Genomic DNA, 24,215 nt, shown 5'->3' on the forward strand with positions numbered 1-24,215 from the left:
ACCGGCTGGTTCGCCTCCGCGGGCGGCTACGGCCGCAACTGGGACCAGGCCACCTCCTCCGGCCCCTTCTTCTTCCTGTTCGACTCCATGCGCTCCTGGGTCCAGTACCAGTGGCAGGTCTTCACCTTCCACAACGGGCTGGAGACGTCCCATCCGTACATGTCGGAGCCGTGGCAGTGGCCGCTGCTGCTGCGTCCGGTGGCCTTCTTCTACGAGGGCAAGCAGAACGTGTGCGGGGCCAAGGACTGCTCGGAGGCGGTGCTCGGCGTGGGCACGCCGGTGATCTGGTTCGGCGCGCTGGCCGCGCTGGTGGCCCTGATCGCCTGGTACGTCTCCTCGCGCGACTGGCGGGCGGGGGCGGTGCTGCTGGCGTACGCGATGGGGTGGCTGCCCTGGTTCTACTTCGCCATCTCCGAGAACCGCACGATGTTCCTGTTCTACGCGATCCCCATGGTGCCGTTCATGATCCTGGCGCTGACGTTGTGCGCCGGGTTGCTCATCGGGCCCGCCACGCCGACGGAGACCGGGGCCATGCCGATGCGCCGCACGCTGGGGGCCGCGGTGGTCGGCGCGTACGCGCTGCTGGCTCTGATCAATTTCTGGTGGTTGCACCCGATCCTGTCCGCCGAGGTGATCCCGTACACCGAGTGGAAGGCCCGGATGCTGTTCGACAAACGATGGATCTGACCCGCTCACTGTAGGTAAACATCGGTTTCGTAGGGTAGTCGCTGTGCAAGACCCAATACGCACCGCATTCGGTCATCGTCATAGCTGGGTTCGATACGGCAAACTTCGAGGCATGAGTGCACCGGATGTCACCGCCCTTCTCGCCGAGTTGGAGCGATCTCAGCCGGACCTGGCCGAGGAGGCCAGGACCGCCGTCGAATGGTTGACGGGTGGGGAACCGCTGGAGACGGTGACCCAGCTCGACGTCTGCGAGTTCCTCTGGTACACGCTTCCGATCAAGGTCGGCCCGCTCCGGCCCGGAGGCGACCACGAACGCCTGTCCCGCTCGCTCGCACGGCTGCTGCAACTGGGCGGCATGGAACGTTACGCCGCCCTGTGCGTGTCCCCCACCACCGCGCAGATCCTGCGCACCTACGCCCAGGAGGGCGAGGACGCCGGCACCAGCGCCTACCAGAAGGCCCTGGAGGCCACGGGCGTGCTCCCGCCCGACGTGCCCGAGCTGCAGTGGAGCATGATCATGGGCCCGGAGGAGCTGGGCGCGCACGTGGCCTGCTCGGCGGCGCTCGAACTGGCGATCGTCGCCGGCGACGACATCGACCGCACCGCGCTCACCCGCCGCTGGCTCACCGAGCCCCGCGCCGAGCTGGGCGGCGACAGCTGGCTCAACCGCGTGCACGGCGAACGGCTCAACCGCTGGGTGCTCGGTCGCGGCCCGGCCAGGCGGGAGCTGGCGCAGCCGTTCGAGGTGCGCCTGTACGCGCCGGTCACCCCGCAGCCCCTGCCCGCCCTGCGCAAGCTGTTGTCCCTGGCCGCCTCCGAGGGCAGCCTGCCGCTCCGGCTGGCCCCCTCGCCCGCGGCGCTGCGGCTGCGCGAGCTGGCCGAGCGCGAGCTCGGCGCGATCAGCCGCGACGGCGCCCGGCTGGCCATCACCGACTACGGCCGGCACCTGCTGGGCTCGCCGGAGGCCATGTGGGAGGCGGTCACCCGGCTGCTGCTGGCCAGGGGTGAGCACGAGTTCGAGGTCTCGGCCCGCGAGGCCACGCTCATGCTGCTGGCCGACGGCGTCCTGATGTCCCCCGCCGAGCTGCGCGAACGGGTGGCCGAGGTGGTGGGCGGCGAGGGCTGGCACCCGGCCACGAGCCTCGAAGACGTCACCGCGCCGGTCGCCGACCTGGTCTCCCAGCTCACCGCGCTGGGCCTGGCCTACAGCGACGACCTGGTCGTCCGGATGGACCGGCCCGGCCAGTACGCGGCCCTGGCCGCGCTGCGCGCCCACGCCCTGCGCCCGCGCAAGTACGTCAGCTCTGGCTGACGGCCTTCACGGCGCGCTTGAACTCGGGGCACTCGACCAGCGGGTCGTGCTCGCACACGGCCGCGTGGCGCAGGCTGTCGCGCAGCCGGGTGAGCTGCCGCACCCGCTGGTCGACCTCGCGTTCCTTGGCGGCCATGCGCTCGCGCAACCGCGTGTCCGCCGGCCGGGCGCGCAGGAACTCGGCGATCTCCGACAGCGTGAACCCGGCGTCGCGGGCGCAGGTGATCAGCGCCAGCCGGTCGAGCGTCTCGGGCAGGTAGACGCGGCGCAGGCCGTTGCGGCCCTCGGCCTCGATGAGCCCCTTGCGCTCGTAGAAGCGCAGCGCGGACGCGGCCAGCCCGGTACGCCTGGCCACCTCGCCAATGTCGATCAACGTGTCCCGCATGCCCCGGCTCCTCGACTTGAACCACCCTTCAAGCCGGATATTAGCGGAGACCCCCCGAAGAATGGTTACGCAGCGTAGTTACGATGGACACATGGAGCTCTTTCCGGCCATGCCATTCGAAGAGTGGGCCGACACCAAGGAGACCTTTCACCGCTTCGCGCAGATCGTCGGGAAAATCCGGCTGACGGTGAGTAACCGGCGTAACCATTGGTGGCAGGTGCCGTTCCATCTGACCGGGCGCGGCCTGACGACACGTCCCATGGGCGGTCTCGCCGAGCAGCCGCTGTTCTGCGTGGACTTCGACCTCGTCCGCCACCGCCTGGTGATCGACGTGCTGGACGGCCGCAGCGCGGAGTTCAGCATGATCGGGCTGTCGGTGGCCGCCTTCCAGTCCCGGCTCTTCCAGACGCTGGCCGACCTGGGGATCCGGCCGGAGATCTGGGCGGTGCCGTACGACCTGGACGACGAGACGCCGTTCGCCGAGGACACCCGCCACGCGCACTACGACCCGATCCTGATCAACCGCTACTGGCGGATCCTGTCGCAGGTGGCGCAGCTGCTCGACCGGTTCGCCGCGGACTTCGGCGGCAAGGTCAGCCCGGTGCACCACTTCTGGCACACCTTCGACATCGCGGTCACCCGCTTCACCGGACGCCCGGCCGAGGTGCCGGAGGAGGCCGACCCGGTCACGCGCGAGGCGTACAGCCGGGAGGTGATCAGCGCGGGGTTCTGGTTCGGCGACAAGGAGCGGCCCTGGCCGGCGTTCTACTCCTACACCGCGCCGGAGCCGAAGGGGCTGGAGCTGGAGCCGCTGCTGCCCGAGCAGGCCGAGTGGCTGCCCGCGCGCGGCAGCCATCTGGCCGTGCTGCGCTACGACGACGTGCGGGCCATGGGTGATCCCGTGGCCGGCGTGCTGGAGTTCCTGCAGAGCGCCTACCAGGCCGGGGCCAAGCTGACCCACCTGGACGCCGAGGAGCTGGCCTGCCCCGGCGGCATCACCGACCCGTACTACGTGAAGAACCGCCCGGCGTGAACGACGCGAAAGCCCGCCCTCCGGAGAGGGCGGGCTTCCACGTGTGCGTGTACCGGTGTGCAGGTCGCCTCTCGGCGAAAGGCACAACGCGGCTCCAGCCGAACGGTAGTCCGCGAAGGCAATAGGTGAGGCCCGGGGACACTGGACACACCGGCCACGGTCTATGTAACGGGGGCTCCCCCAGGAACATTCCCCGCGTTTCCCCCGATTCCGCTCAGGCCCGGACGGCGGCCGGCTGCCGGGACGGGAGCCCGTTCTCGCGGACCAGCAACAGGACGGCGAAGGCCAGCAGGCCCGCGACACCGCCGGTCCAGGCGACGGTGGAGCCCACGGCCGCCGCACCGACCTGCGCGCCGATGAGCGACTGGGCGCAGGCCAGGCCGAAGGAGCCGCCGAGCTGCTTCGACAACGCCGAGCCCGCGGTGGCCGTGCCCATGTCGGCGTGCGGGACGCTGCTCTGCGTGGCGATGGTGAGCCCGCCCATGGCCGGGCCCGTGCCGAGACCCACGAGCAGCAGCCAGACCCCGACCAGGTACGGCGAGGTGCGCGGGCCGAGCGCGGCGAAGGCGATGGTGCCGGCGGTGACCAGCGCGGCCCCGGTCAGCAACACCGGCCTGGTCCGGCCGGAACGCAGCACGAGGACGGCCGTCAGCCGGTTCCCCGCGATCATGCCCACCAGCATCGGGAGCAGCAGCAGGCCGGAGACCGTGGCCGAGTAGGCGCGTACGTGCTGGAGGTACAGCGGCAGCAGCACGCCCGCGGGCAGCCCCGCCACCTGGAAGAAGAACCCGCCCGCGAGCAGCGCCGCGTACGTGCGGCGGCGCATCAGCCGCGGCGGCAGCACCGGCGTGTCCGCCCGCCGCTCGACGGGGACGAGCGCGACCAGCAGCGCCACCCCGCCGAGCAGCGAGCCGAGCACGGCCGGGTCGCTCCAGCCGCGGCCGGTGTTGCCCTTGAGGCTCAGGCCGACCAGCACCAGCGACAGGCCCGCGGTGAGCAGCGCGATCCCGGCCGCGTCGAGCCTGCCCGAGCTGCGCGGCGGGCGCCGGTCGGGCAGGAGCAGCGCGATCAGCGTGGCCGCGAGCGCCCCGGCGGGCAGGTTGACCAGGAACGCCCAGCGCCAGCCCGCGTGGTCGGCGAGCAGGCCCCCGAGCAGCGGCCCGCCGACCATGCCGACGATCATCATGGCGGCCAGCAGGGTCTGCATGCGGATCAGGCCCTCCGTCCGGTGCGGCGGATGCAGGTCGCGGATCAGGGCCATGCCCAGGGTGAGCAGCGCGCCCGCGCCGACCCCCTGGACGGCCCTGCTGACGATCAGGACCTCCATCGAGCCGGCGAGCCCGCAGGCCAGGGAGCCGGTCAGGAAGATCGCGATGCCGGAGAGGAGGAGGCGGCGGCGGCCGTACAGGTCGGAGAAGCGGCCGTAGATGGGGACGCTCACCGACGAGGTGAGCAGGTAGGCGGTGATCAGCCAGACGTACCAGGAGGTGGTGCCGCCGACCTGCGCGACGATGCGCGGGAGCGCGGTGCCGACGACGGTGCCGTCGAGCATGCCCAGGAAGGCGCAGCCGAGTAAGGCGAAGGTGACCGCCGTGCGGCGGCGGGGCGCGAGGTCCTCGTAGAGGTCGGTCAAGGGCGTTCGCCCGCCCCGAGCGCGCCGTTCAGGAACAGGTCCACCAGCTCTTCCGAGCTCAGCGGGGACGGGCCGCGGCCGGCCGCCATCACCATGAACTGGAACGCCTCGGCCAGGCGCTCGGGGGCCAGCCTGAGCCGGTCGCGCTCGGGCTCGAACAGCCCGGCCAGGGCCTCGCGGGAGGCCGCCATCGACTGCTCCCGCCCGGACACGGGCCGCCCGCCGCCCTCGGCGGCTCGGGCCTCGCCTCCGGGGTCGGGGCGGTGCAGGCCGCCGGTGGTGGCCAGGGCGCCCGCGACCGCGCCCATCCTGGCCAGGTAGCCGCGCAGCGCCTCGGCGGCCTCCACCAGCCGGTCGCCCAGCGGCAGGTCGAGGGAGATCGCGGACACGTGGGCGAGGGTGTCGTCGGGGCGCAGCGCCTCGGCCATGCAGGCGGCGAGCAGCGCCTCCTTGTCGCCGAAGGCGCGGAAGATCGTGCCCTCGCCGATGCCGGCCGCGCGGGCGACCTGGGCGGTGGTCACGGAGGTGCCGTACTCCACCACCAGGGGGAGGGCGGCCTTCACGATCATCTCGCGGCGTCGTTCCGGGCTCATCGCCGGCGCTCTCCGCCGGCTCGTCTCGTTCGTCATGCCTTCACAGTACGGAGTGAGTACTCACTCCGTCAAGGGCACGAGTGTCGCCGTGGCACCATCGAAGGCGTGCCTTTCGCCATGACGACGGGCGGCGTCAAGCTGTCCTACCAGGTCCGCGGCAGCGGCCCCGCGCTCGTGCTGCTCCAGGGCCAGGCCAACGACCACCGCTGGTGGGACCCGGTCCGCGACGACTTCGACCGCGCCCACCGCACGATCACCTTCGACTACCGCGGCACCGGCGACAGCGACAAGCCCGACGAGCCCTGCACCACCCGCGGGTTCGCCGAAGACGTGCTGACCGTGCTCGACGAGCTGGGTGTCGCCCGCGCCGACGTCTACGGCACGTCGATGGGCGGCCGGGTGGCCCAGTGGCTGGCCGCCGACCATCCCGGCCGGGTGGGGGCGCTGGTGCTCGGCTGCACCTCACCCGGCGGCGTCCACGGCCTCGAACGCGGCGCCGACGTGCGCAGGGCGCTCGCGCAACCCGACCGGGCCGCCGCCGGGCGGGCGCTGCTGGAGCTGATGTACACGCCGGGCTGGCTGGCCACGCATCCGGGGCCGTACCGGACGGTGGGCGATCCGGGCATGCCCGCCCACGCCCGCCGCCGCCACCTGGCCGCCAGCGCCGGGCACGACGCCTGGGCCGTGCTGCCCGGCATCACCGCGCCGACGCTGGTCGTGCACGGCACCGACGACGTGTTCAACCCGGCCGCCAACGCCCCGCTGCTGGCCGGGCGGATCCCGGGGGCGGAGCTGCGGCTCATCGAGGGGGCGCGGCACGCCTACTTCGAGGAGTTCCGGGAGGTGGCGAGCCCGCTGGTGCTGGAGTTCCTGGCGCGCTCGCGCGGGTGAGGCGGGCGGCCAGCCCTTGCAGGTGTGCGACGAGCTCGGGCGGCTCGTGCGCCTCGAACTCGCAGCCGAGCGTGATCAGCCGGAAGGCCAGCCAGTCCAGGGTGTCGGCGGAGGCGCGCAGGAGGCAGGTGTCCGCGTCCAGCGGGGTGACCTCGCCGGGGATCACGCGGGCCACGGCCTCGGCGGGCGCGTGCAGGGTCACGACCGCCTCGTACGTGGGCGCGCCCGAGTAGAGCTTGGCGGCGACGTACGCGGCGGGGTCCGCCGGCTCGATCGTGGTGATCCGGGCGCCCGTGGCCCGTACGTCGTCGATGCGGTCGACGCGGAAGAGCCGCCGGTCGTCCCGGTCGTGGTCGTGGGCCAGCAGGTACCACCGCCGCCCGGCGGCCACCAGCCGGTACGGGTCCACCAGCCGGGCACTCCGCGCGCCGTCGGCCGCCAGGTACCGGAACCGCACCCGTTCACGGTTGGCGACGGCCATGGCCAGCGTCGTGAGCCGGCCCGGATCGACGTCGAACCCCTCGGCGCCGGGCAGCGGGACGGTCGCGGCGCCGAGCGAGGCCACCCGGTGGCGCAGCCGGGACGGCAGCACCTGCTCCAGCTTGGCCAGCGCGCGCACCGACGCCTCCTCGATGCCCTGCACGGGATGCCGGGCCGCGGTGACCAGGCCCACGGCGATGGCGACGGCCTCCTCGTCGTCCAGCAGCAGCGGCGGCATGGCCGCGCCCGCGACCAGCCGGTAGCCGCCGTCCGCGCCCATGGCGGCCACCACCGGGTAGCCGAGGTCGCGCAGCCGCTCGACGTCGCGCCGGACCGTGCGGCGGCTGACCCCGAGCCGTTCGGCCAGCTCGCCGCCCGGCCATTCGCGCGGGGTCTGGAGCAGGGACAGCAGGCTCAGCAACCGCAAGGACGTCATGCGCCCAAGAATGCCGCCCATGTAGGACAGGAATTGACCTACTGGCCTCATAACGTCGTCTCGACGCACCGATCGAGGAGGCACATCATGACCGTCAACCCCATCCCCGAGGGCTACACCAGCGTGACGCCGTGGATCGTCTCGCGGGACACCGCCGGGCTGATCGACTGGCTCGAAGCCGCCTTCGACGCCGTCGAGCTGGGCCGGATGACCGGCCCGGACGGCGAGGTCCAGCACGCCGAGGTGCGGATCGGGAACGCCGTGGTGATGCTGTTCGACGCCCGGCCCGAATGGCCCTCGACACCCGGCCTGCTCCGCCTGTACGTGCCCGACGCCGAGGCCGTCCACCGCCGCGCGGTCGAGGCGGGCGGCACGTCCGTCACCGACGTCACGCACCTGTTCTTCGGCGACCTCGTCGGCCGGGTGCGCGACCTCTGGGGCAACCTGTGGTGGATCCAGACCCACGTCGAGGACGTCTCCGCCGAGGAGGCGGAGCGCCGGCTGGCCGACCCCGGGTTCGTCAGGGCGATGGAATACGTCCAGAGCGCGGAATTCTTCCCCGGGCGGTGAGCGCGGCGATCGCCGGCAGCGGGAAGAGCAGCAGGTAGAGGTTGGGGATCCACCAGGCGGGCGAGAAGTCGCCGCGCAGCGTCCAGAACGCGATCGCCATCAGCCCCGAGGCCGCCGTCAGCACCAGCGAGACCAGCATCAGCGTCTCGCCCGCGGGCGAGCGCCGGCGCAGCAGCCACAGGCTGGTCAGGCCGGTGGCGCTGGCCAGGAGGTCGATCCAGAGGAACGACCAGTTCCAGTCGGCCATCAGCGGATCGGCATAGTCGGCGAAGGCCCATTCGGGCGGGATCAGGCCGAGGCCGGTGACCGTGAAGTAGGCCACGAAGCCGAGATCCGTCAGCACCATCAACGCCTTAGTCGCGCGCAGCACGGTCGATGGCCTCCATCAGGTAGCGGCGGGCGGGTTCGTGCAGGCCGGGGCCGGGTTCGCCGAGGCCGAGCAGGCGGGCGGCCCACCAGCCGTCCACCGCCAGCCGGACGGCTGTCGCGGCGGCCGGGTCGATGCCGTCGTCGGCCAGCCGGGCCTGCCAGGCCGCGAACCGCTCGCGCAGCGGCTCCAGCCCGGCCGGGTCGACCAGCACGCCCGCCAGGAGCGCGACGGTGACCCGGTCGGCCGGGACGCAGGCGCTGTGCCGCTCGGGGATCGTGGCCCGCACGTACGCCCGCAGGAAGTCGCCCGGCCGGCCGCCGGCCGCCGCCAGCGCCTGGTCGAAGGCGTCGGTCAGCCGCGCGACCATGGCGGCGACCAGGGCCTGCTTGGTCGGGAAGTGGTAGAACAGGCCGCCCTTGGAGACGCCCGCCCGCCGGGCGACCGCCTCCAGCGTCAGCGACTCCGCGCCTTCCGTCAGCAGCACGTCGGCGGCGGCGTCGAGCAGCCGGTCCTTGGAACTGGGTCGTGGCATGGCCGTTACTGTACCGGCTGACCGGTATAGTTTCGAGCCGATCCGTCCCGCGCATAACCTCGTCCGACCCCGAGATCCGACATCCGCACCCGGCCGATCGGAGCGAGCTCATGGATCATGTCGCGCACTTCCACCGGGAGGTGCGGGCGTTCGAGGCGGCCGCGCGGCGGGCGACCTCGGCGGGCGGCGCGCCCCTCGTGCCGTCCTGTCCCGGGTGGTCGGTCGCCGACCTGGTCATCCACCTGGGCGCGGTGCACCGGCACGTGCACGCGGTCATCGACGACCGTCTTCCCGGACTGCCCGACCCCGCCGACGTCGCCGTGCTCGGCCTGCCGGCGGACTTCGGCGACTGGCCCCACCCCGACCGCGCGCCCAACACCGGGCCGGTGCCCCCGGCCGTGCTCGACTGGTTCGCCGAGGGCGCCGCGCGTCTCGGAGCGCGCTTCTCCGCCGCCTCCCCCGACGACCCCGCCTGGACGTGGTCCGCGGCGCAGACCGTCGGGTTCTGGCAGCGTATGCAGGCCATCGAGGCGGCCGTCCACCGCTGGGACGCCGAGAACGCGCTCGGCCCGGCCGCCCCGATCGACGCCGCGTTCGCCGCCGACGCCGTCACCCAGGTCTTCGAGGTGATGGCCCCGGCCCGCCGCTCCTGGACGCAGGCCCCGCCCGGCGAGGGCGAGCGCTACCTGTTCCGCCAGAGCGACGGGCCAGGGAGGTGGGCGGTGTGCTTCGACGGCGACGACGTCCGGCTCACCGGCGACTCAAAGGGCGCGGTCGAGCTCGCCGGAACGGCCTCCGACCTGCTACTGCACCTGTGGCACCGGCTGCCCGCCGACCGGCTCGACGTACGCGGCGACCGGGCCCTGCTCGACCGCTACTTCACGCTCGTCCCACCCGTGTGAGCCTGCTCTCGGCCTCACGCCTCCCCGCCGAGGCGCTCGACCACCACCCCACCCGGATGCAGCGGCAGGCGGCGCCCGGACATGCGGTGCAACGGCAGCCGGACGAGCACCGGATCGGTCAGCTCCGGCCAGGGCGCGCCGGTCAGCCGTTCCAGCCGCCCGGCCTCCTCCCGATCCCGGACGACCTCCGCGACGCCGGTCACCAGCACGCTCCACCCGGTGCGCATGGCCGGCTCCATGTCGTCGATCTCGAACGCCATCGGCACACGGTGCTCGATCGCCTCCAGGATGCGGCCGGGCGGGATCCGGAACACGACGGTGTCGGCGTCGAGCGTGAAGTTCACCGGCAGCACGATGATCGTGCCGCCCGGCCGCGCCCACGCCACCCGGCCCACGGGGACCGTGGACAGCAGCGTCAGGCACTCCTCGCGACTCATCGTCCGGATGCCCCCCAGATCCATGCCGTCCATCCTCTCACCTGGGCGGACGCTTCCTCGCGGCAGGCTCGCGGGCGGTGGCGAGCATGGAGTCGAGCGCCTCCCGCGAGGCCGCCAGGCGGCTGATCTCGCCGCTGATGCGGGCGCGCTCGCGGTTGAGGTTGTCCATCATCTCGGGGCAGGAGGAGGGCACCATGTCGGCGCCGTCGTCATGGACGCAGTGCAGCACCCTGGTGATGACCGACGTGGGCAGGCCGGCGTCGAGCAGCGCGCGGATGTGGCGCACCTCCGCGACGTCGGTCTCGGCGTACTCGCGGTAGCCGTTCGGCAGGCGCAGCGGTTTGAGCAGGCCCTGGTCCTCGTAGTAGCGCAGCAGCCTGCGGCTCACTCCGGTCTGCCGGGCGAGATCGCCGATTCGCATGGAACCTCCGGGTTGACCTTCACATGGATGTGACCCTTTATCGTGCCCATTGTCGCCAATACAGATGGGAGATGAAGGTGTCCGGAGCAGTGATCATCGCAGCGGGGCCGGGGATCGGGCAGGCGGTGGCGCGCCGGTTCGCCGCCGAGGGGCTGCCGGTCGGCCTGATCGCGCGCAGCGCGCGGACGGTGGAGTCGGCGGCGGCGTCCCTCACCGCGTACGGGGTGCCGGTCGCCACGGCGGTCGCCGACAGCACCGACGAGGACGCGTTGCGCGCCGCGCTCGACAAGACGGCCGCCGAGCTGGGCCCGCCCGACGTCGTGGTCTACAACGCCGCGATCGTCCAGGCCGACCGGCCCGGGGAGCTGCCGGCACGGGCCCTGCTCGACGCGTACGCGGTCAACGTCGTCGGGGCGCTCACCGCCGCCGCCCACGTGGCGCCGGGGATGGCCGGGCGCGGCGGCGGCACGTTCATCGTCACGGGCGGCATGCCGTACCCCAAGCCGGACTACGTGAGCCTGTCACTGGGCAAGGCCGGCGTCCGGACCCTGGTGACGCTGCTCGACCAGGAGTACGGCGCGGACGGCGTGCACGTGGCCAGCGTCACGGTGGCCGGCGTGGTCGCCCCCGGCACCGCCTTCGACCCCGACGACATCGCCGAGCACTACTGGCGCCTGCACACCCAGCCCCGCGACCAGTGGGAACACGAGGCCCAGCACCTCGGCACCTGACCCCTCACCAGGCGGCGACCGCCGATCGCCCCTCTCTCGGCTGCGTGCTGCCCGGATCGATCGGCATCGAAGACGCCGATCCGTCAGCGAGAGTGACCCGGTAGGCGCGCCAGTCGTGCGTGTAGATCAGGTGCCGACCGCTGCCGTCGATGCTGAGCCGCAGACCCGGCGGCGCGCCCTGGGGCACCGCCAGCCGTGCCACGAGCTGCGGCTCCCCACCGTCCAGAGACAGCCGGTCGACGTTGTGCCCGGCCGTGTAGAGCAGCGCGCCGCCGTCGGGCGTGAAGGCGATCGACTGCGGCAGCGGCACCTCCATGGACGACCGGAGCAGCCGCGACGCCTTCCGCAGGTCGGACCCGCCAGCGGCCAGGTCGAGCAGGCCGATCCCCCATCCGAGCCCCACTGTTGCCACGTGGCGCCCATCCGGCGCCCAGGCCAGGCCCATGAGTTTGCCGTAGGTGGTCCATTCGTGGCGCCGGCCGGTGGCGACGTCGAGGACGGCCACTTTGGTGCCGCCTCCGGCGAGGTCACAGGCGTAGGCAAGTCTGGTGCCATCGTGGCTCAGCGCCAGCGCCACGACCCGATCGAGCTCGGGCTCGGCCTCTGGCACGAGCCGCGGCTCACTCGGCCGCCCGTTCTCGTCCAGCCGGACGAGGAAAAACCGGAACGGCTTGCCGATGGCCCCCCCGGCCAGCGCGAACGTACGGTTGTCCGGCGCGGCGGCAACCAGTTCCCAGCCGGAGGGGCCCGCCTTGGGCCGCGGCACGGCTGCCACGAACGAACCGGTGGCGGCGTCGTTGACGACGGGCGGCACCTGCGCGGGCTCCCCGCTCGGGGAAGGGCCGGACGAAACACCAGGCGCCCCCACGGTGACGAAGAAGCGCGGCGGGCCGGCCGCCTTCAGGGGCGCGCCCGTCGCCATGGGCTCGGTCAGCGCGGCGACCGGAACCCCCGTCGGCGTGACCGGCCCGGTCGCGCTCGGAGTGGGCCGGGCCGGGACCGGCGTCGGCCCGACCGCCGGGGCGTCCGTGGCGACGTGGGGCATGGCCGGCGCCAGGCTGGACGACGGCGGCGCGGACGGGTCGTTCATCAGGGACACCCGCTGGGTCGCCGGGTCGGCGCAACCGCCGGTCAGCGTGAGCACGATCAGGCCCGCTAAAGCCACCTCCGTACGGGATCGCATGCCTCGATCGTGCCACAGCGACCGCCTACCCGGCGGGCGGACCGGCGGCGATCGCCATCCGGTTCCAGACGTTGATGGCGGCGATCGTCCACAGCAGGTGGGCCAGGCCGGTCTCGTCGAAGTGCTCGCGGGCCGCGTCGAACACCTCCTCCGGCACCCCGGCCTCGGCGATCCTGGTCATCGACTCGGTGAGCGCCAGCGCCGCGCGTTCGGGCCCGGTGAACAGGGTGCTGTCGCGCCAGAGGGCGAGGGTGCGCAGGCGTTCCTCGTCCTCGCCCGCCTCCAGGGCGGCGCGGGTGTGCATGCCGAGGCAGACCGCGCAGCCGTTGAGCTGCGAGGCCCGCACCCGGACGAGCTCGGCGAGCGCGGGATCGAGCTCCCGGCTCGCGGCGGCGTCGAAGCGGGCCATCGCGGAGTGCACGCCGGGCGCGGCGCCGTGCAGGTCGATGCGCATCACGCCACCTCCAGGGGACGGCGGCCCTGCACGGAGTAGGTCACGCACGAGGTGGCGCGGAAGTCCGGATGGGCCAGCAGCGCGCGCACGCCGGCGAGCTGCCGGTCGGTCAGGCCCTCCTCGGCGAACCGGTCGCGCAGGTGCCTGGTGTGGTGGGCGACCAGCCGCGCCCCCGGCGAGCGCGCGTCCCACAACTCCACCCGGGGCCTGGGGTCGACGCCGGTCAGCCCGGCCCGCCGCATCGCCGCCGCCGCGTGACGTCCCCAGGCCACGTCCACCCCGGCGCGCGTCATCACGCGGATCTTGGCACGCATGAACGTCTCGTAGAGCTCGGCCGAAGCCGGGTCGGGCATCAGCAGCCCGGGGCCGTAGGTGATGTCGAACTCGTCGAGCTGCAGCACGCCGCCCGGCCGCAGCGCCCGGACGAGCCGGTCCAGCACGGCCAGCCGCTCCGGCAGGAGCAGCAGCACCAGCCGCGCGTGCACCACGTCGAACGCGGCCTCCGGCAGCGGGTCGCGGACGATGTCGTGCCTGACCACCTCCAGCCGGGGGGCCACGGGCTCGAAGGCGGGCTCGATGTCGGTGGCCAGCACGCTCCCGGCCGATCCGACCCGGCGGGCCAGCCACTCCGCCACGCTGCCGCCGCCCGCGCCCACCTCCAGGCACCGCATGCCGGGACCGACGCCCGCCTCGGCCAGGCGTTCGATGGTCATCGGGTCGTAGGCCAGCTCCAGGCAGCGGTGCTGCTCGGCGACGTGGTCGCGGCGCTCGCCGAACACGTAGGCGGCCCGGCTCATCGGCCGCTCCTCATCGGGCTGCGCGGGACGGGCACCGCCGACCGCGCGGCCAGCCGGGTGAGGGTGGCGGCGCAGACCTTGCCGGTCGGGCCGAGCGGCAGTTCGGGCAGCCAGAGGAACCGTTCGGGGAGTTTGCGCCGGTCCAGGCCGCGTTCCTCACGCAGGTAGACGATCAGCTCGGCCGGGGACGGCGGTCTCGCGCCGGGCCGCGGCGACACGCAGGCGCACATGCGCTCCCCCAGGTCGTCGTCCGGCACCGGGACGCAGAAGGCGTCGGCGACGTCGGGATGGGCGCTGAGCTCGCGTTCGACCTCGGCCGGGGAGATGCTGAGGCCGCCGCGCATCACGACGCGCTTGATCCGGTCGAGGACCCACAGCGTGCCGTCGGGGTCGAGGCGGCCCAGGTCGCCGGTGCGGACCCAGCCGCCGGGGGCGCGGTAGCGGTCGTCCAGGTCGGGGGCGGCGACGTAGCACAGGGGGGTCATCGGGCCGAGTGCCCAGATCTCGCCCGGCTCGCCCGGCGGCACCGGCTCGCCCTCGGCGTCCCGGATCGTGATCTCGGCGACGGCCGGGTCCGGGGTTCCGGCCAGGCCGGGGGCCCACCGGTCCGGGGTGCGGCCGGTGTGGCAGTTGACGCCGTCGGTGGAGCCGTACACGTTGACGAGCGGCACGCCGAAGCGGCGGGCGCACGCCTGCCTGGCCTCGCCGTGCAGGGGCTGGGCGCTGGTGACGACGCGGCGCAGCGACGACAGGTCGGCCTCGGCCGCCGAGTCGGCCATGCGGCGCAACATCGTCGGGACGCCGTACAGGTGGGTGGGGCGGTGCCGCTCGACGGCGCGCAACGCGTCGGCGGCGTCGAAGCGGGCGCGCAGGATCAGCGTGCCGCCGTGCCGGGCCAGCAGGACGGAGGTGCCGCAGGAGCCGTACGAGGAGGCCAGCGAGACCAGCAGCAGGTTGCGCGTGGGCCCGTCCTCGCCCAGCACGGCCCGCAGGTAGGCGCCCCGGCCGCCGGCCATGGCGTTGTGGGAGTAGGCGACCATCTTCGGCTCGGACTCGGTGCCGGAGGAGAGCAGGATGCGGGCGGGCCACTCGGCGGCCGGGCACGCGGGCCGCCACCCGCGGACGTCCCGCTCGGCCACCTCGTCGAGCGATCGGGTGCCCGGCATGGGCGGGCCGAACGTCCACGTCTGCGCCAGGTACGGCAGCCCGGCCCGCAGCCCCACGGCCAGCTCGGGCACGGTGATGAGCGCGGCCGCCCGCGACCGGTTCAGCAGGCCCGCGATGTCGCGCCGCCCCCGCGTGTGCGGGATGGGCAGGACCACCGCGCCGACGGCGGCCACCGCCAGCTCGGCCACCACCGCGTCGCGCCCGTTGGGCAGCAGGACGGCGACGATGTCGGCCGGTCCGCGCCCGGCGGCGGCCAGTGCGGCGGCGGCCCGGCGCACGCGGGCGTCCAGCGCGGCGAAGTCGTGCGAGCCGGTCTCGTCGGCGACCGCCTCACGCTCCGGCGTGCGCCGCACGTGCCGGCTGAACAGGCTGTACAGGTCCAGGTCGGGGCACAGGCCGCGGGCGGTCCATGCCGCGCGCACGCCTGCGGGCACGCGGTCGGCCAGGACGATCCCGTTGGCCGACGTCCAGGGCAGGGGGTCGGTACGCATTCAGAGGGCCTCCTCGTGGCGGGGGGCTGGCACGAACGTCCAGGGGGCACGGCTGTAGGCGGCTTGCGGGGTACGGTCGAGCACCCGGTCGAAGGCGGGGTCGTCGGCCATGGCGGCCAGATCCGTCACGGGGGCGGTCTCCCGGCTCGCCGGGGCCATTCCGGGCGGGCCGGCGCGCAGCAGGCGGGCCGCGTCCATGAGCGCCGTCCCGGCACGTACGCCGGCGCCGGTGCGGGCGCGGGCCACCAGGGCCGCGACGACGGCTTCGGCGCTGATCAGCGCGCCCAGCACGTCGGTGAGCGTCATCAGGGACGGCGCGGGCTGCTCGCCGGGTCCGGCCAGCCGCGCCGCCACCCCGCTGTAGGCCTGCACCAGGTAGTCGGTGCCCATGGGCTGCGGCGGGGGCAGCGCCTCGGCCCATCCCCCGGCCTGCGCGTACACCAGGGACGGCCGCATGGGCGCGAGGTCGTCGTGGTCCAGCCCGTACGAGCAGGCCCGGCCGGGCGGCCAGTTGTGCAGGAAAACGTGGGCGCAGGCGATCAGGCGCAGGGCGGCCCGGCGTCCGGCGCCGGACTTGAGGTCGGCTTCGAGGGCGCGTTTGCCCCGGTTGAGCGCGAGGAACCGGGCCGAGGTGGGCCCCGCCATCGGCGGCACGCCGCGCAGCGGGTCCCCGCCGGGCGGCTCCAGCCGTATGACGTCCGCGCCGAGCAGGCCGAGCACGTGCCCGGCCAGCGGCCCCTGCACCCGGTTGGTGGACTCCACGACGAGCAGCCCGAACAGCGGGCTCAGGGCGTCCCGGGCGAGCGGCGGCAGGCCGGCCGGCTCCCCGGCGGCGGCCTCGGTCAGCGCGCGCAGCCGCCACGGCGAGGTGGGCGGGGGCGCCAGCGGCGCGTCCGCGTCCCGCACGGGGAGCACGCTGACACCGGCGTCCGCGGCGGCCGCCACGACGTCCCGGTAACCGGCGACGGCGGCCGTCCTGCCCAGGCCGGACGGCAGCGTGCAGGTCGCCGTCGCGAACCGCTGCTGGAACGGCGGCCAGCCCGCCGCCGCGGCCCGCGGCTCGGCGCCGAGCAGGTCCCAGAACCGCCGCCAGCACTCGGCGTCGAACGTCTCTATCTCGAACCGCACGCCGTCCGCCGACCGGAACGGCGGCACCCGCCCCTCTCCCCGGGACGGCATGCCGCCCGCGGAGAGGGGCGGGTCGGAGCGTTCACAGGTGGCGACCGCGATGTACTGGGTGAGCGCGAGCAGCGCCGCCTGCGCGACGGACGTGCGCGCCGCCAGGGCGGGCCCGCCCCGCAGCAGCGCGAGCAGCACCGCCGTGAGCGCCTGGGCGGTGAGCACCCCCGCGCACACCGACGCGTAGTCCAGGCGCAGCGTCCTCGGCCCGCCGGTGGCCCGCCCGTGCACGTGGGCGATCCCGCAGGCCGCCTGCACGTCGCGCTCGTCCGCCATCGGCACCCCGACCGGCCCCGACCAGCCGATCCCGCACTCCGGCAGCGCCTCCCCCGGCCTGCCGAACGGCGCGGACGCGACCCCCAGCCACCCGGCGGGCGCCCCGTCCGGCGGCGGCGCGCCGTCGAACCGGACCTCGCAGCCCAGCGCGCACAACCGCTGGACGGCCACCCGCAACGCGACCGACTCGCCGCGCGCCCGCACCACCACGCCCGCCAGCGGCCAGGCGACAATCTCCCGCTCGGCGACGGACCGGCCGGCGGCCCGCGATCCCGGCCTCACGTCCACCGCCCGGTGCCGTAGGTGTCCGGGGTCTCGCCCAGCAGCTCGCGCAGCGCCGTTCTGCGGACCTTGCCCGTGCCGGTGCGGGGGACCTGGTCCCAGGTGATCACCACGGGGTCGGCCAGCTCGGGCAGGTCCGCGACGGCCCGCCGCCACGCGTCGCGGTCGAGGCCGCCGTCCTCGGTGACCACGACCGGCACGGAGGGCCGTCCGGGAACGCCCAGGATCACGCACTCCAGCACCCCGGGCAGCCGGTCGTCGATCACGTCCTCCAGCTCCACGCAGCTCGCGCCCGGGATCGTGTCGGTCTCCCGGTCCACGAACCGCACCCGGCCGGTACGGCTGAGCGCCCCGACGTCCCCGGTGTGCCACCACCCTCCGAGCCGTTTGCCCAGCCACCGGTCCTGCTCGCCGACGTACCCGAGGCACAGGGCCTTGGTGCGGCAGACCACGAGCCCGCTCGCGCCGCGCGGCAGCGGACGCAACGTCTCGCGGTCCACCACCCGCAGCCGGGTCCGCGTGGGCACCGGACGCCCGAGGTCGCGCGTGGTCGGGTGCCGGCCGTCGCCGTCCGCCATGGACCTGCGGGTGAGCAGGCGGAAGGTCAGCGGCCCGGTCTCGCTCTGCCCCCAGCCCTGCATCCACACCGGCCGCCGGCGCCGGGTGGCGTTCAAGAAGGCGCGCACGGTGGGCGGGTGCACGGCGTCGAACGTGCTGATGTACAGGCGTACCCGCGCGAACGGGCCGGCCTCGCCCAGCGTGCGCCGCTGCCACCGCACGTACGTGGCCGGCAGCGCCTCCAGCGTCGTGGGCCGGTGCCGGGCCAGGAACGGGCCGGCCTCCTCCCAGCCGGGTGCGGAGACGGCCAGCACCTTGGCGGGGCCGAGCCACAACACGCTCGCGGTCCAGGCCAGGGCCCGCCCGTGGGCGAAGGAGATGGCGCTCGCCACGACGTCGTCCGGACGGCTGCCCAGCACCGGCCACCGATGGGCCTCGAACCCGGCCAGGCGGCGCAGCAGCGTACGGGTGGAGTGCACGACGAGTTTGGGCACCCCGGTCGTCCCCGAGGTGTGCATGACGGCCAGCGGATCGTCCAGCGCGGGCCGGTGCACCGGCGGCACGGCCCAGCCGCGCACGTCGTCCAGCGACAGCAGCCCGTCGGCCGTGCCGTCGACGACCAGGGTGCGCGGCGCGTGGAAGGCCAGGCCGGGCCGGGCGGCGAGGGCGGAGTCGGTGACGAGGAGCGCGGGCTCCAGCCGTTTGAGCAGGATCTCCAGCACGTCGGGCGGCAGGTCGGCGGACAGTGTGGCGGGCACCGCACCGATGCGCGCGGCCGCGCAGGACAGCAGCACGTAGTCCCAGTGGTTGCGCTTGACGACGGCGACCCGGTCACCGCGGCGCGCGCCGGCGGCTGCCAGCCAGCCGGCCGCCTCCCTGACCAGCTCTGCCAGGTCCGGCAGGTCGAGGTCGGTGCCGAGGTGGGGGGCGATGTCCAGAGGGCGGCTCACGTGCACGCCGGTCCTGCGGCCGCGTTCGGCGAGGTCGTCGAAAAGGGTGCCCAACTCCATGGGCCGGGTGAAGAAGGCCATCTGCTTTCTCTCCATGCGCGTACGTCGTTGACAGGCGGGCGGGCGGCTACGACAGGCGGGCGAGCACCCGCGCGGCGGCCTGCTCCCCCGCCGCGACCGCGCCTTCGCTGCACGGCCGCAGGGCGACCCAGTCGCCCGCGTAGTCGACCGCCGCCCCGGGACGCCCCTCGAACGCCGCCCGCAGCGCCAGCGCCCGCGGCGTCGCCTCCGGCAGCCCGTGCGGGAACCGGTGCACGTGGAAGCGGGCCACCCGGCCGGCCAGGCCGGGCACGAACCGCTCGGCGCGTCCGACGAGCTGGTCGGCGACCTTGTCGTCGCTCTCCCCGATGAGCGCGGCCGTGCCCTGCGGCGAGGTGATGAGCGAGATGAGCCCGGTACCGGCGGGGGCCCGGCCCGGGTGCTTGTGGTGGTCGACGGTGATCACGTTGAGCACGGGGTCCTCGGCCGCGGGCACGAGCGTGGCGAACCCGCGCCAGCCTGGCGCCGCCGGCCGGGAGAGGACGAGGCTGAGCCGCAGCATGGGCGCGTACGTGCACGCCTCCAGGTACGCCCGCTCCGCCGGCGGGGCGCCGGGGTGCAGCCGGGCCGCCACGGGCGCGGGCACGGCCAGGACCGCCGCCCGCGCGCTCACGCTCCCCCGCGGCGACTCCAGCCGCACCCCTCCCGGGCACGGGACCACCCCTGTCACTTCGTGCCCGGTGACCACGTCGAGCCCGGCGGCGAGCACCCTGGCCAGGGTGTCCATGCCGTCTCGGTAGGTGTGCCAGGTGTTCGTGCTCCCGGTGCTCGTCAGGTGCTCGGCGAACACCGCGGCGGACGAACGCCCGGCGTCCCAGCCGAAGAACCCGGCGACCAGCGGCTCGACGAGGAACGCGCGCAGGTCGGGATGGTACTTCCCGACCAGGTCGGCGACGGTGGCCTCCGGGCCAGGACGGCTGCGGGCCAGGCGGAGCCGGAGGCGTACCAGGTCGAGCCGGGCGCGCGGCGGCAGGCCCGCGCCGGTGAGCAGCCCGAGCGGGCGGCCGACGTGCGGATGGACCCGCCCGTCGCGCCACACGCCGACGGCGTCGGGCACCCTCGGCACGGCCGCCGCGTCGAGGCCGACCGCCCTGATCAGCCGCCAGGTGGCCGGGTAGCCGTCCGCGGAGGGCAACATCTCGGCGCCGGTGTCGATCAGGCAGCCCCGCGCCCGCAGGGTGCGCATCCGCCCGCCCACCGCCTCGGCCGCCTCCAGGACGCGGACCGCGAGCCCGGCCCGGTCCAGCGCGTACGCGGCCGCCAGGCCCGCCGGCCCGGCCCCCACCACCGCGACGTCCACGTTCATGCCAGGACCAGGTTGGCCAGGATCAGCACGCCGACGGTGACGCGGTGGGTGCGGATCGCCACCCGCCGGGCCCGCAGCACGTCTCCCCGTACGAACCCGATCACGAGCTGGGTGACGCGGAGGGAGAGCAGCGGCACGAGCACGCCCAGGAACCACCAGGGCGCGACCCCGGCGGCCACGGCCCACGCGACGACCAGGCTCTCGGCCGCGCTCACCGCGGTGACGAAGGCGGCGTTGACCCGAGGGGACGTCCGCGCCGCGACGGTGAACCGCCCGGCCGCCCGGTCACCGCGCGCGTCGTTGGTGTTGGAGTACAGACCGAAGATCATCGGCCCGAGCCCGAAGAGCACCGCCTGCACCGCCACGAACCCGCCCGCCTGCCCGGTCAGCAGCCCGTACGGCACCAGCACCCACCCCACGCCGAGCCCGACGAGGAACAGCTCCTGGAACCCCCGGTAGCTGAGCTTGAGCCCCCACGAGTACTGCACGGCCGCGACCACGCACGCCGCCGCCGTCACGACCACCCACGCGGGCCGGTGGGGGGCGGCGGCCACGACCGCGGCCCAGAGCACGGCGCTGATCGCGGTGGCCGTCCAGGCGAAGCGCAGCGCCTGCCGTTCGGTGAGCGTGCCGGCGACCAGCGGTTTGCGGGCCAGTCTGCGCCGGGCGGCGTCGGAGGAGTAGTTGGCCGCGTCGCTGCCGTCGCGGTGGCCGGTGATGTCGTCGAACCCGACCATCGCGGCCACCACGGCCGCCTCGGCGAGCAGCACGGACAGCAGCAGGCCGACGGCGTACGGCTGCCAGCGCCCGGCCGGCGGCAGCAGCGACCACACCAGCGGCAGGCCCAGGTAGTAGTCGTAGATGTCGAGCTTGGCCAGCCGCGCGTAGGGGCCGAGGCCGCGGGTGACCACCTGGTCGGTCATGGGTTCTCCTGCGGGGAGCCGTGGGCGAACGCGCAGACCGCGTCGGCGATGCGTTCGACCTCGGCGTCGGCGAGCCGCGGGTGCAGCGGCAGCGACAGATTGCGCCGGGCGGCCGACTCGGCCACCGGCCAGGACGCGCCGGGCGGCGCGAAGGAGGCGAAGGCCGGCTGGGCGGGCAGCGTGCGCGGGTAGTAGACGTGGGTGGCGATGTCGCGGGCGGCCAGGTGGGCCGCCAGCGCGTCCCGGTGCTCGGTGAGCACGGTGTAGACGTAGGGGAACCGCCCGTCCCCGCCGACGGGCGGTGCCACGAGCCCGCGTTCCGCGAGGGGCTCGAACCGCCGGGAGTAGTAGGAGGCGATCTCGGCCCGGCGCGACAGGCGGTCGTCGAGGCCGGCCAGCCGGTGGAGCTGGAAGGCCGCCATCACCTCGTCGAAGCGGCTGTTGTGGCCGACGCGGTGGTGGTGGAAGCGCCGGGCGCCGTCCTGGCCGTGGTTGCGCAGCATCCGTACGCGCGCCCCCAGTGCCGGGTCGTCGGTGATCACCACACCGCCCTCCCCCGGCATGCCGAACGTCTTGACCTGCACGAACGAGTAGACGCCCGCGTCACCCCACCGACCGGCGGGCCGTCCGCCCAGCGTGCCGCCCTGGGCCAGCGCGGAGTCCTCGACCAGCCGCAGGCCGTGCCGGTCGGCCAGCTCGCGGAAGCGCGGCATGTCAGCCATCACGGAGAACATGTGGGCGGGCATCACCGCCTTGGTCCGCCCGGTGACCAGCGACTCGGCGGCGGCGGGGTCGGCGGTGAGCCGCACGGGGTCGACGTCGGCGAAGACCGGCCGCGCCCCGGCGCCGACGACGGTGGCGGCCAGCGGGGCGCAGCCGAAGGCGGGCACCACGACCTCGTCGCCGGGCCCCACGTCCATGGCGGCCAGCACCAGGGTGAGCGCGGACGTGCCGCTGGAGCAGGCCACGACGTCGGCCGCGCCGAGCCGGTGGCGCAGCTCGCGTTCGAACCGGGCGGTGTGCTCGCCCAGGATGAACTTCTGGGCCTCGCCGGTGCCGACGGCGTAGACCGTGCGCAGCAGCGTCGCCCGGTCGGCCTCGAACAGGTCGGCGGCGAAGAACGGCACCCGGCTCATCCGCGCCGCCCTCGGTAGAAGCCCTCGATCTCGTCGCACACCCGATCGGCCGCGGCGTCGGACAGGTCGGGGTAGAGCGGCAGGGCGAGCGCCCGCTCGCAGGCCGCCTCCGCCCTCGGGAAGTCGCCCCGGACGTGGCCGAGGTGGGCGAAGCAGGGCTGGAGGTGCAGCGGGACCGGGTAGTAGACCTCGGTGCCGATGCCCGCCGCGGCCAGGTGCGCCGCCAGCGCGTCGCGGGACTCGACCTCGACGAGGTAGACGTAGCTGACCCGGTTGCCGCCCGGGTGCGGCGGCGCCGCGCCCGGCACGGCCAGCACGCCGGGCACGTCGCGCAGCCGCGCGTCGTAACGGGTGGCCAGCTCGGACCTGCGGGCGATGTCGGCGTCGAGCCGGGCGAGCTTGGCCAGCAGGACGGCGGCCTGGAGGTCGTCCATCTTGCTGTTGCAGCCGGGCAGGATCGTGGGGTTGGCGATGCCGGGGAAGTGGTCGAGGGTGCGGCCGCCGCGGCCGTGGTGGCGCAGCGCCCGCGCGGTCTCGGCGATGCCGTCGTCGTCGGTGAGCAGCGCGCCGGCGTCGCCGATGGCCCCGAGGGTCTTGGACGGGAAGAACGACAACACGCCGCCCGCGCCGACGAGCCCGGCGTGGGTGCCGTCGAGGCGCATGCCGATGGCCTCGGCGCTGTCCTCCAGCACGGTCAGGTCGCGCCGCCGGGCGACCTCGCACACGCCCCGCAGGTCGGCCAGGCGGTCGAACAGGTGCGCCGGCATGACCATCGTGGTGCGCGGCCCGGCCACGGCGTCGACGGAGGCCGGGTCGATGCCGTGGCCGTGCTCCTCGATGTCGGCGAAGACCGGCACGCCGCCGGCCAGCACGACGGAGCTGGCCGTCGCGATGAAGCTGTAGGCGGGCACCACGACCTGGTCGCCGGGTCGCAGGCCGGCCGCGCGCAGCAGCAGCACCAGCGCGTCGGTGCCGGAGTTGACGCCGACTACGTGCGCGGCGCCGGTCCACAGGGCGAGCCGGCGTTCGAGCTCGGCGACCTTCGCGCCGTGGGAGAACTTGCCGCGGTCCAGCACGTCGACGCACCCGGCGCGGATCTCCTTCCACAGCCGGTCGAACGTCGCCGCCTGGGAGAAGAAGGGGATGGGAGCGGCGGCGCGGGGCGGCGATCCTCCGGGCGGAGAGAGTGTTTTCTCCAAGGTTCCCGTCCTGGGTGCGATGGTGGCGGCGGGGCCGCCCGGGGATGCGGCCCGGACGGCCCCTTCTTCGGGCGGAGCCGCCCGGGGACAAGGCCCCCGGACGGCTCCCTCGGCGGAGCCGCCCCGGAGACAGCGGCTCTGGGCGACCCTTCGGCCTGCTCGGGCCTAGGTCACCTGCCGAGCAGAGGGATGTCGTTCTTGCCGAGGTGGTAGTCGCGGACGGCGGCGACCAGCTCGGAGACGGAGAGTCTGCCGGTGCCGTCGGTGTCCATCTGCCGGAAGGCCTCGGCGGCGACCGCGCCGTCGAGCCCGATGGCCGCGAACCACTTGGCCATCTCGGAGGAGTCGACCTCGCCGTCGTTGTCACGGTCGAGGACGTTGACGATGGCCTGGATGGTCGGGCCCACGACCTGGGCGAACCCGTCGTCGCCCCTGCTGATGATCTCGCGCTCGGCGGCCTGGAGGAACTGCGCCTGGTCGAGCCGCGACGCGCCCACCGCTCCCGCGAGGTGGTCGAACATCGCCAGGTACGCCTGCTTCAGCTGCTGCGCCTGCGGCGTCCCCTGCACGCCCAGGCCCTCGATGATGCCGTCGGCCTCGTTCTCGAAGTCGGAGCGCTCGATCGCGCCGGAGCCGTCGTTGTCCCAGAGGCGGAAGCGCTCTTCCAGCCGGCTGGTCGTCTTGGTGCCCGCAGCCATTGTCTGTCCTTTCGTGACACGCGCCCGCCCGCCGTCGTGGGGATCATCGGGGGGAGGGACGCGACCTCTAGTGGGGCTCGAAAACGAGTGGTTCCCACTACTGT

The 24,215-nt window shown here is 74.4% G+C and carries 25 protein-coding genes and 1 pseudogene; 7 read left to right on the top strand and 19 right to left on the bottom strand.

Annotated features, from left to right (window positions below; all coding sequences use genetic code 11):
* Positions 1 to 687 (top strand): annotated as a pseudogene (locus tag ABZ459_RS45810) (phospholipid carrier-dependent glycosyltransferase); the annotation flags it as partial.
* Positions 688 to 799: 112 nt separating this feature from the next.
* Positions 800 to 1,999: a hypothetical protein gene (locus ABZ459_RS45815; RefSeq protein WP_357985349.1), complete on the top strand. Its 1,200-nt coding sequence runs from the start codon at positions 800 to 802 to the stop codon at positions 1,997 to 1,999.
* On the opposite strand, the gene ABZ459_RS45820 is transcribed toward ABZ459_RS45815, so the two are convergent.
* Positions 1,986 to 2,384 (bottom strand): MerR family transcriptional regulator, encoded by a 399-nt coding sequence (locus ABZ459_RS45820; protein ID WP_357985352.1) that lies wholly within the window; start codon positions 2,382 to 2,384, stop codon positions 1,986 to 1,988. The genes ABZ459_RS45815 and ABZ459_RS45820 overlap by 14 nt on opposite strands.
* A gap of 91 nt (positions 2,385 to 2,475) precedes the next feature.
* On the opposite strand from ABZ459_RS45820, the gene ABZ459_RS45825 reads away from it, so the two are divergent.
* On the top strand, positions 2,476 to 3,417 hold the full coding sequence (locus ABZ459_RS45825) for a DUF5996 family protein (protein WP_357985355.1): 942 nt from the start codon (positions 2,476 to 2,478) through the stop codon (positions 3,415 to 3,417).
* Positions 3,418 to 3,631: 214 nt separating this feature from the next.
* On the opposite strand, the gene ABZ459_RS45830 is transcribed toward ABZ459_RS45825, so the two are convergent.
* Positions 3,632 to 5,050 carry an MFS transporter gene (locus ABZ459_RS45830; RefSeq protein ID WP_357985358.1) on the bottom strand — a complete coding sequence of 473 codons (1,419 nt, stop codon included), beginning with the start codon at positions 5,048 to 5,050 and terminating at the stop codon, positions 3,632 to 3,634.
* Positions 5,047 to 5,679: a TetR/AcrR family transcriptional regulator gene (locus ABZ459_RS45835; RefSeq protein ID WP_357985361.1), complete on the bottom strand. Its 633-nt coding sequence runs from the start codon at positions 5,677 to 5,679 to the stop codon at positions 5,047 to 5,049. The genes ABZ459_RS45830 and ABZ459_RS45835 overlap by 4 nt, the downstream gene beginning before the upstream one ends.
* A gap of 69 nt (positions 5,680 to 5,748) precedes the next feature.
* Between ABZ459_RS45835 and ABZ459_RS45840 the strand changes: the two genes are divergently transcribed.
* Positions 5,749 to 6,534 carry an alpha/beta fold hydrolase gene (locus ABZ459_RS45840; protein WP_357985364.1) on the top strand — a complete coding sequence of 262 codons (786 nt, stop codon included), beginning with the start codon at positions 5,749 to 5,751 and terminating at the stop codon, positions 6,532 to 6,534.
* Here ABZ459_RS45840 and ABZ459_RS45845 read toward each other — a convergent pair.
* Positions 6,443 to 7,450, bottom strand: a complete 1,008-nt coding sequence (locus ABZ459_RS45845) for a WYL domain-containing protein (protein WP_357985367.1) — start codon at positions 7,448 to 7,450, stop codon at positions 6,443 to 6,445. The two genes, ABZ459_RS45840 and ABZ459_RS45845, sit on opposite strands and share 92 nt — an antisense overlap.
* Positions 7,451 to 7,537: 87 nt before the next feature.
* Here ABZ459_RS45845 and ABZ459_RS45850 point away from each other — a divergent pair, with 87 nt between their 5' ends.
* Entirely contained in the window at positions 7,538 to 8,020 is a 483-nt protein-coding gene (locus ABZ459_RS45850) for a VOC family protein (RefSeq protein WP_357985370.1), read from the top strand.
* On the opposite strand, the gene ABZ459_RS45855 is transcribed toward ABZ459_RS45850, so the two are convergent.
* Complete coding sequence (locus tag ABZ459_RS45855) at positions 7,971 to 8,390, bottom strand: DUF5360 family protein (RefSeq protein ID WP_357985373.1); 420 nt, start codon at positions 8,388 to 8,390, stop codon at positions 7,971 to 7,973. The two genes, ABZ459_RS45850 and ABZ459_RS45855, sit on opposite strands and share 50 nt — an antisense overlap.
* The gene (locus ABZ459_RS45860) at positions 8,374 to 8,922 is read right to left on the bottom strand and encodes a TetR/AcrR family transcriptional regulator (protein WP_357985376.1); all 549 of its coding nucleotides are present in this window, start codon (positions 8,920 to 8,922) and stop codon (positions 8,374 to 8,376) included. The genes ABZ459_RS45855 and ABZ459_RS45860 overlap by 17 nt, the downstream gene beginning before the upstream one ends.
* A 110-nt stretch (positions 8,923 to 9,032) precedes the next feature.
* On the opposite strand from ABZ459_RS45860, the gene ABZ459_RS45865 reads away from it, so the two are divergent.
* Entirely contained in the window at positions 9,033 to 9,824 is a 792-nt protein-coding gene (locus tag ABZ459_RS45865; protein WP_357985379.1) for a maleylpyruvate isomerase N-terminal domain-containing protein, read from the top strand.
* A 14-nt stretch (positions 9,825 to 9,838) separates the two neighbouring features.
* On the opposite strand, the gene ABZ459_RS45870 is transcribed toward ABZ459_RS45865, so the two are convergent.
* Together ABZ459_RS45870 and ABZ459_RS45875 are read right to left on the bottom strand one after the other, a co-directional pair.
* Positions 9,839 to 10,285, bottom strand: coding sequence for a pyridoxamine 5'-phosphate oxidase family protein (locus ABZ459_RS45870; RefSeq protein WP_357985382.1), 447 nt, complete (start codon positions 10,283 to 10,285; stop codon positions 9,839 to 9,841).
* A 13-nt stretch (positions 10,286 to 10,298) separates the two neighbouring features.
* Complete coding sequence (locus tag ABZ459_RS45875) at positions 10,299 to 10,682, bottom strand: MerR family transcriptional regulator (protein ID WP_357985385.1); 384 nt, start codon at positions 10,680 to 10,682, stop codon at positions 10,299 to 10,301.
* 89 nt (positions 10,683 to 10,771) lie between these two features.
* Between ABZ459_RS45875 and ABZ459_RS45880 the strand changes: the two genes are divergently transcribed.
* Entirely contained in the window at positions 10,772 to 11,413 is a 642-nt protein-coding gene (locus ABZ459_RS45880) for an SDR family NAD(P)-dependent oxidoreductase (protein WP_357985388.1), read from the top strand.
* Between the two features lie 4 nt (positions 11,414 to 11,417).
* Here ABZ459_RS45880 and ABZ459_RS45885 read toward each other — a convergent pair whose 3' ends face one another.
* From ABZ459_RS45885 to ABZ459_RS45935, 11 genes are all read right to left on the bottom strand, one after another.
* Positions 11,418 to 12,596, bottom strand: coding sequence for a hypothetical protein (locus tag ABZ459_RS45885; RefSeq protein ID WP_357985391.1), 1,179 nt, complete (start codon positions 12,594 to 12,596; stop codon positions 11,418 to 11,420).
* Positions 12,597 to 12,621: 25 nt separating this feature from the next.
* Positions 12,622 to 13,050 carry a carboxymuconolactone decarboxylase family protein gene (locus ABZ459_RS45890; protein ID WP_357985394.1) on the bottom strand — a complete coding sequence of 143 codons (429 nt, stop codon included), beginning with the start codon at positions 13,048 to 13,050 and terminating at the stop codon, positions 12,622 to 12,624.
* Complete coding sequence (locus tag ABZ459_RS45895; protein WP_357985397.1) at positions 13,050 to 13,847, bottom strand: class I SAM-dependent methyltransferase; 798 nt, start codon at positions 13,845 to 13,847, stop codon at positions 13,050 to 13,052. Before ABZ459_RS45895 ends, ABZ459_RS45890 begins: the two co-directional genes overlap by 1 nt.
* Positions 13,844 to 15,505: a fatty acid--CoA ligase family protein gene (locus ABZ459_RS45900; protein WP_357985400.1), complete on the bottom strand. Its 1,662-nt coding sequence runs from the start codon at positions 15,503 to 15,505 to the stop codon at positions 13,844 to 13,846. The genes ABZ459_RS45895 and ABZ459_RS45900 overlap by 4 nt, the downstream gene beginning before the upstream one ends.
* Entirely contained in the window at positions 15,506 to 17,248 is a 1,743-nt protein-coding gene (locus ABZ459_RS45905) for a CoA transferase (RefSeq protein WP_357985403.1), read from the bottom strand.
* Positions 17,239 to 18,846, bottom strand: coding sequence for a class I adenylate-forming enzyme family protein (locus ABZ459_RS45910; protein ID WP_357985406.1), 1,608 nt, complete (start codon positions 18,844 to 18,846; stop codon positions 17,239 to 17,241). The genes ABZ459_RS45905 and ABZ459_RS45910 overlap by 10 nt, the downstream gene beginning before the upstream one ends.
* Before the next feature lie 31 nt (positions 18,847 to 18,877).
* Positions 18,878 to 20,155: an FAD-dependent oxidoreductase gene (locus tag ABZ459_RS45915; protein ID WP_357985409.1), complete on the bottom strand. Its 1,278-nt coding sequence runs from the start codon at positions 20,153 to 20,155 to the stop codon at positions 18,878 to 18,880.
* Positions 20,152 to 21,078, bottom strand: coding sequence for a UbiA family prenyltransferase (locus ABZ459_RS45920; protein ID WP_357985411.1), 927 nt, complete (start codon positions 21,076 to 21,078; stop codon positions 20,152 to 20,154). The genes ABZ459_RS45915 and ABZ459_RS45920 overlap by 4 nt, the downstream gene beginning before the upstream one ends.
* Positions 21,075 to 22,214 carry a DegT/DnrJ/EryC1/StrS family aminotransferase gene (locus ABZ459_RS45925; protein WP_357985414.1) on the bottom strand — a complete coding sequence of 380 codons (1,140 nt, stop codon included), beginning with the start codon at positions 22,212 to 22,214 and terminating at the stop codon, positions 21,075 to 21,077. Before ABZ459_RS45925 ends, ABZ459_RS45920 begins: the two co-directional genes overlap by 4 nt.
* Complete coding sequence (locus tag ABZ459_RS45930) at positions 22,211 to 23,413, bottom strand: DegT/DnrJ/EryC1/StrS family aminotransferase (RefSeq protein ID WP_357985417.1); 1,203 nt, start codon at positions 23,411 to 23,413, stop codon at positions 22,211 to 22,213. Before ABZ459_RS45930 ends, ABZ459_RS45925 begins: the two co-directional genes overlap by 4 nt.
* A 170-nt stretch (positions 23,414 to 23,583) precedes the next feature.
* Positions 23,584 to 24,111 (bottom strand): EF-hand domain-containing protein, encoded by a 528-nt coding sequence (locus ABZ459_RS45935; protein ID WP_357985421.1) that lies wholly within the window; start codon positions 24,109 to 24,111, stop codon positions 23,584 to 23,586.
* Positions 24,112 to 24,215: the final 104 nt, after the last annotated feature.

This window comes from Nonomuraea sp. NPDC005692 (assembly GCF_040631115.1).
GTDB lineage: Bacteria > Actinomycetota > Actinomycetes > Streptosporangiales > Streptosporangiaceae > Nonomuraea.

Excerpts from the sequence above, each read along its gene's own strand:
- ABZ459_RS45835 (WP_357985361.1), bottom strand. The coding sequence starts at position 5,679 with ATGACGAACGAGACGAGCCGGCGGAGAGCGCCGGCGATGAGCCCGGAA.
- ABZ459_RS45915 (WP_357985409.1), bottom strand. The coding sequence starts at position 20,155 with ATGAACGTGGACGTCGCGGTGGTGGGGGCCGGGCCGGCGGGCCTGGCG.
- ABZ459_RS45920 (WP_357985411.1), bottom strand. The coding sequence starts at position 21,078 with ATGACCGACCAGGTGGTCACCCGCGGCCTCGGCCCCTACGCGCGGCTG.
- ABZ459_RS45900 (WP_357985400.1), bottom strand. The coding sequence starts at position 15,505 with ATGCGTACCGACCCCCTGCCCTGGACGTCGGCCAACGGGATCGTCCTG.
- ABZ459_RS45890 (WP_357985394.1), bottom strand. The coding sequence starts at position 13,050 with ATGCGCATCGACCTGCACGGCGCCGCGCCCGGCGTGCACTCCGCGATG.
- ABZ459_RS45820 (WP_357985352.1), bottom strand. The coding sequence starts at position 2,384 with ATGCGGGACACGTTGATCGACATTGGCGAGGTGGCCAGGCGTACCGGG.
- ABZ459_RS45910 (WP_357985406.1), bottom strand. The coding sequence starts at position 18,846 with ATGGAGAGAAAGCAGATGGCCTTCTTCACCCGGCCCATGGAGTTGGGC.
- ABZ459_RS45925 (WP_357985414.1), bottom strand. The coding sequence starts at position 22,214 with ATGAGCCGGGTGCCGTTCTTCGCCGCCGACCTGTTCGAGGCCGACCGG.
- ABZ459_RS45815 (WP_357985349.1), top strand. The coding sequence starts at position 800 with ATGAGTGCACCGGATGTCACCGCCCTTCTCGCCGAGTTGGAGCGATCT.
- ABZ459_RS45865 (WP_357985379.1), top strand. The coding sequence starts at position 9,033 with ATGGATCATGTCGCGCACTTCCACCGGGAGGTGCGGGCGTTCGAGGCG.
- ABZ459_RS45845 (WP_357985367.1), bottom strand. The coding sequence starts at position 7,450 with ATGACGTCCTTGCGGTTGCTGAGCCTGCTGTCCCTGCTCCAGACCCCG.
- ABZ459_RS45850 (WP_357985370.1), top strand. The coding sequence starts at position 7,538 with ATGACCGTCAACCCCATCCCCGAGGGCTACACCAGCGTGACGCCGTGG.
- ABZ459_RS45875 (WP_357985385.1), bottom strand. The coding sequence starts at position 10,682 with ATGCGAATCGGCGATCTCGCCCGGCAGACCGGAGTGAGCCGCAGGCTG.
- ABZ459_RS45885 (WP_357985391.1), bottom strand. The coding sequence starts at position 12,596 with ATGCGATCCCGTACGGAGGTGGCTTTAGCGGGCCTGATCGTGCTCACG.
- ABZ459_RS45935 (WP_357985421.1), bottom strand. The coding sequence starts at position 24,111 with ATGGCTGCGGGCACCAAGACGACCAGCCGGCTGGAAGAGCGCTTCCGC.
- ABZ459_RS45895 (WP_357985397.1), bottom strand. The coding sequence starts at position 13,847 with ATGAGCCGGGCCGCCTACGTGTTCGGCGAGCGCCGCGACCACGTCGCC.
- ABZ459_RS45860 (WP_357985376.1), bottom strand. The coding sequence starts at position 8,922 with ATGCCACGACCCAGTTCCAAGGACCGGCTGCTCGACGCCGCCGCCGAC.
- ABZ459_RS45870 (WP_357985382.1), bottom strand. The coding sequence starts at position 10,285 with ATGGATCTGGGGGGCATCCGGACGATGAGTCGCGAGGAGTGCCTGACG.
- ABZ459_RS45825 (WP_357985355.1), top strand. The coding sequence starts at position 2,476 with ATGGAGCTCTTTCCGGCCATGCCATTCGAAGAGTGGGCCGACACCAAG.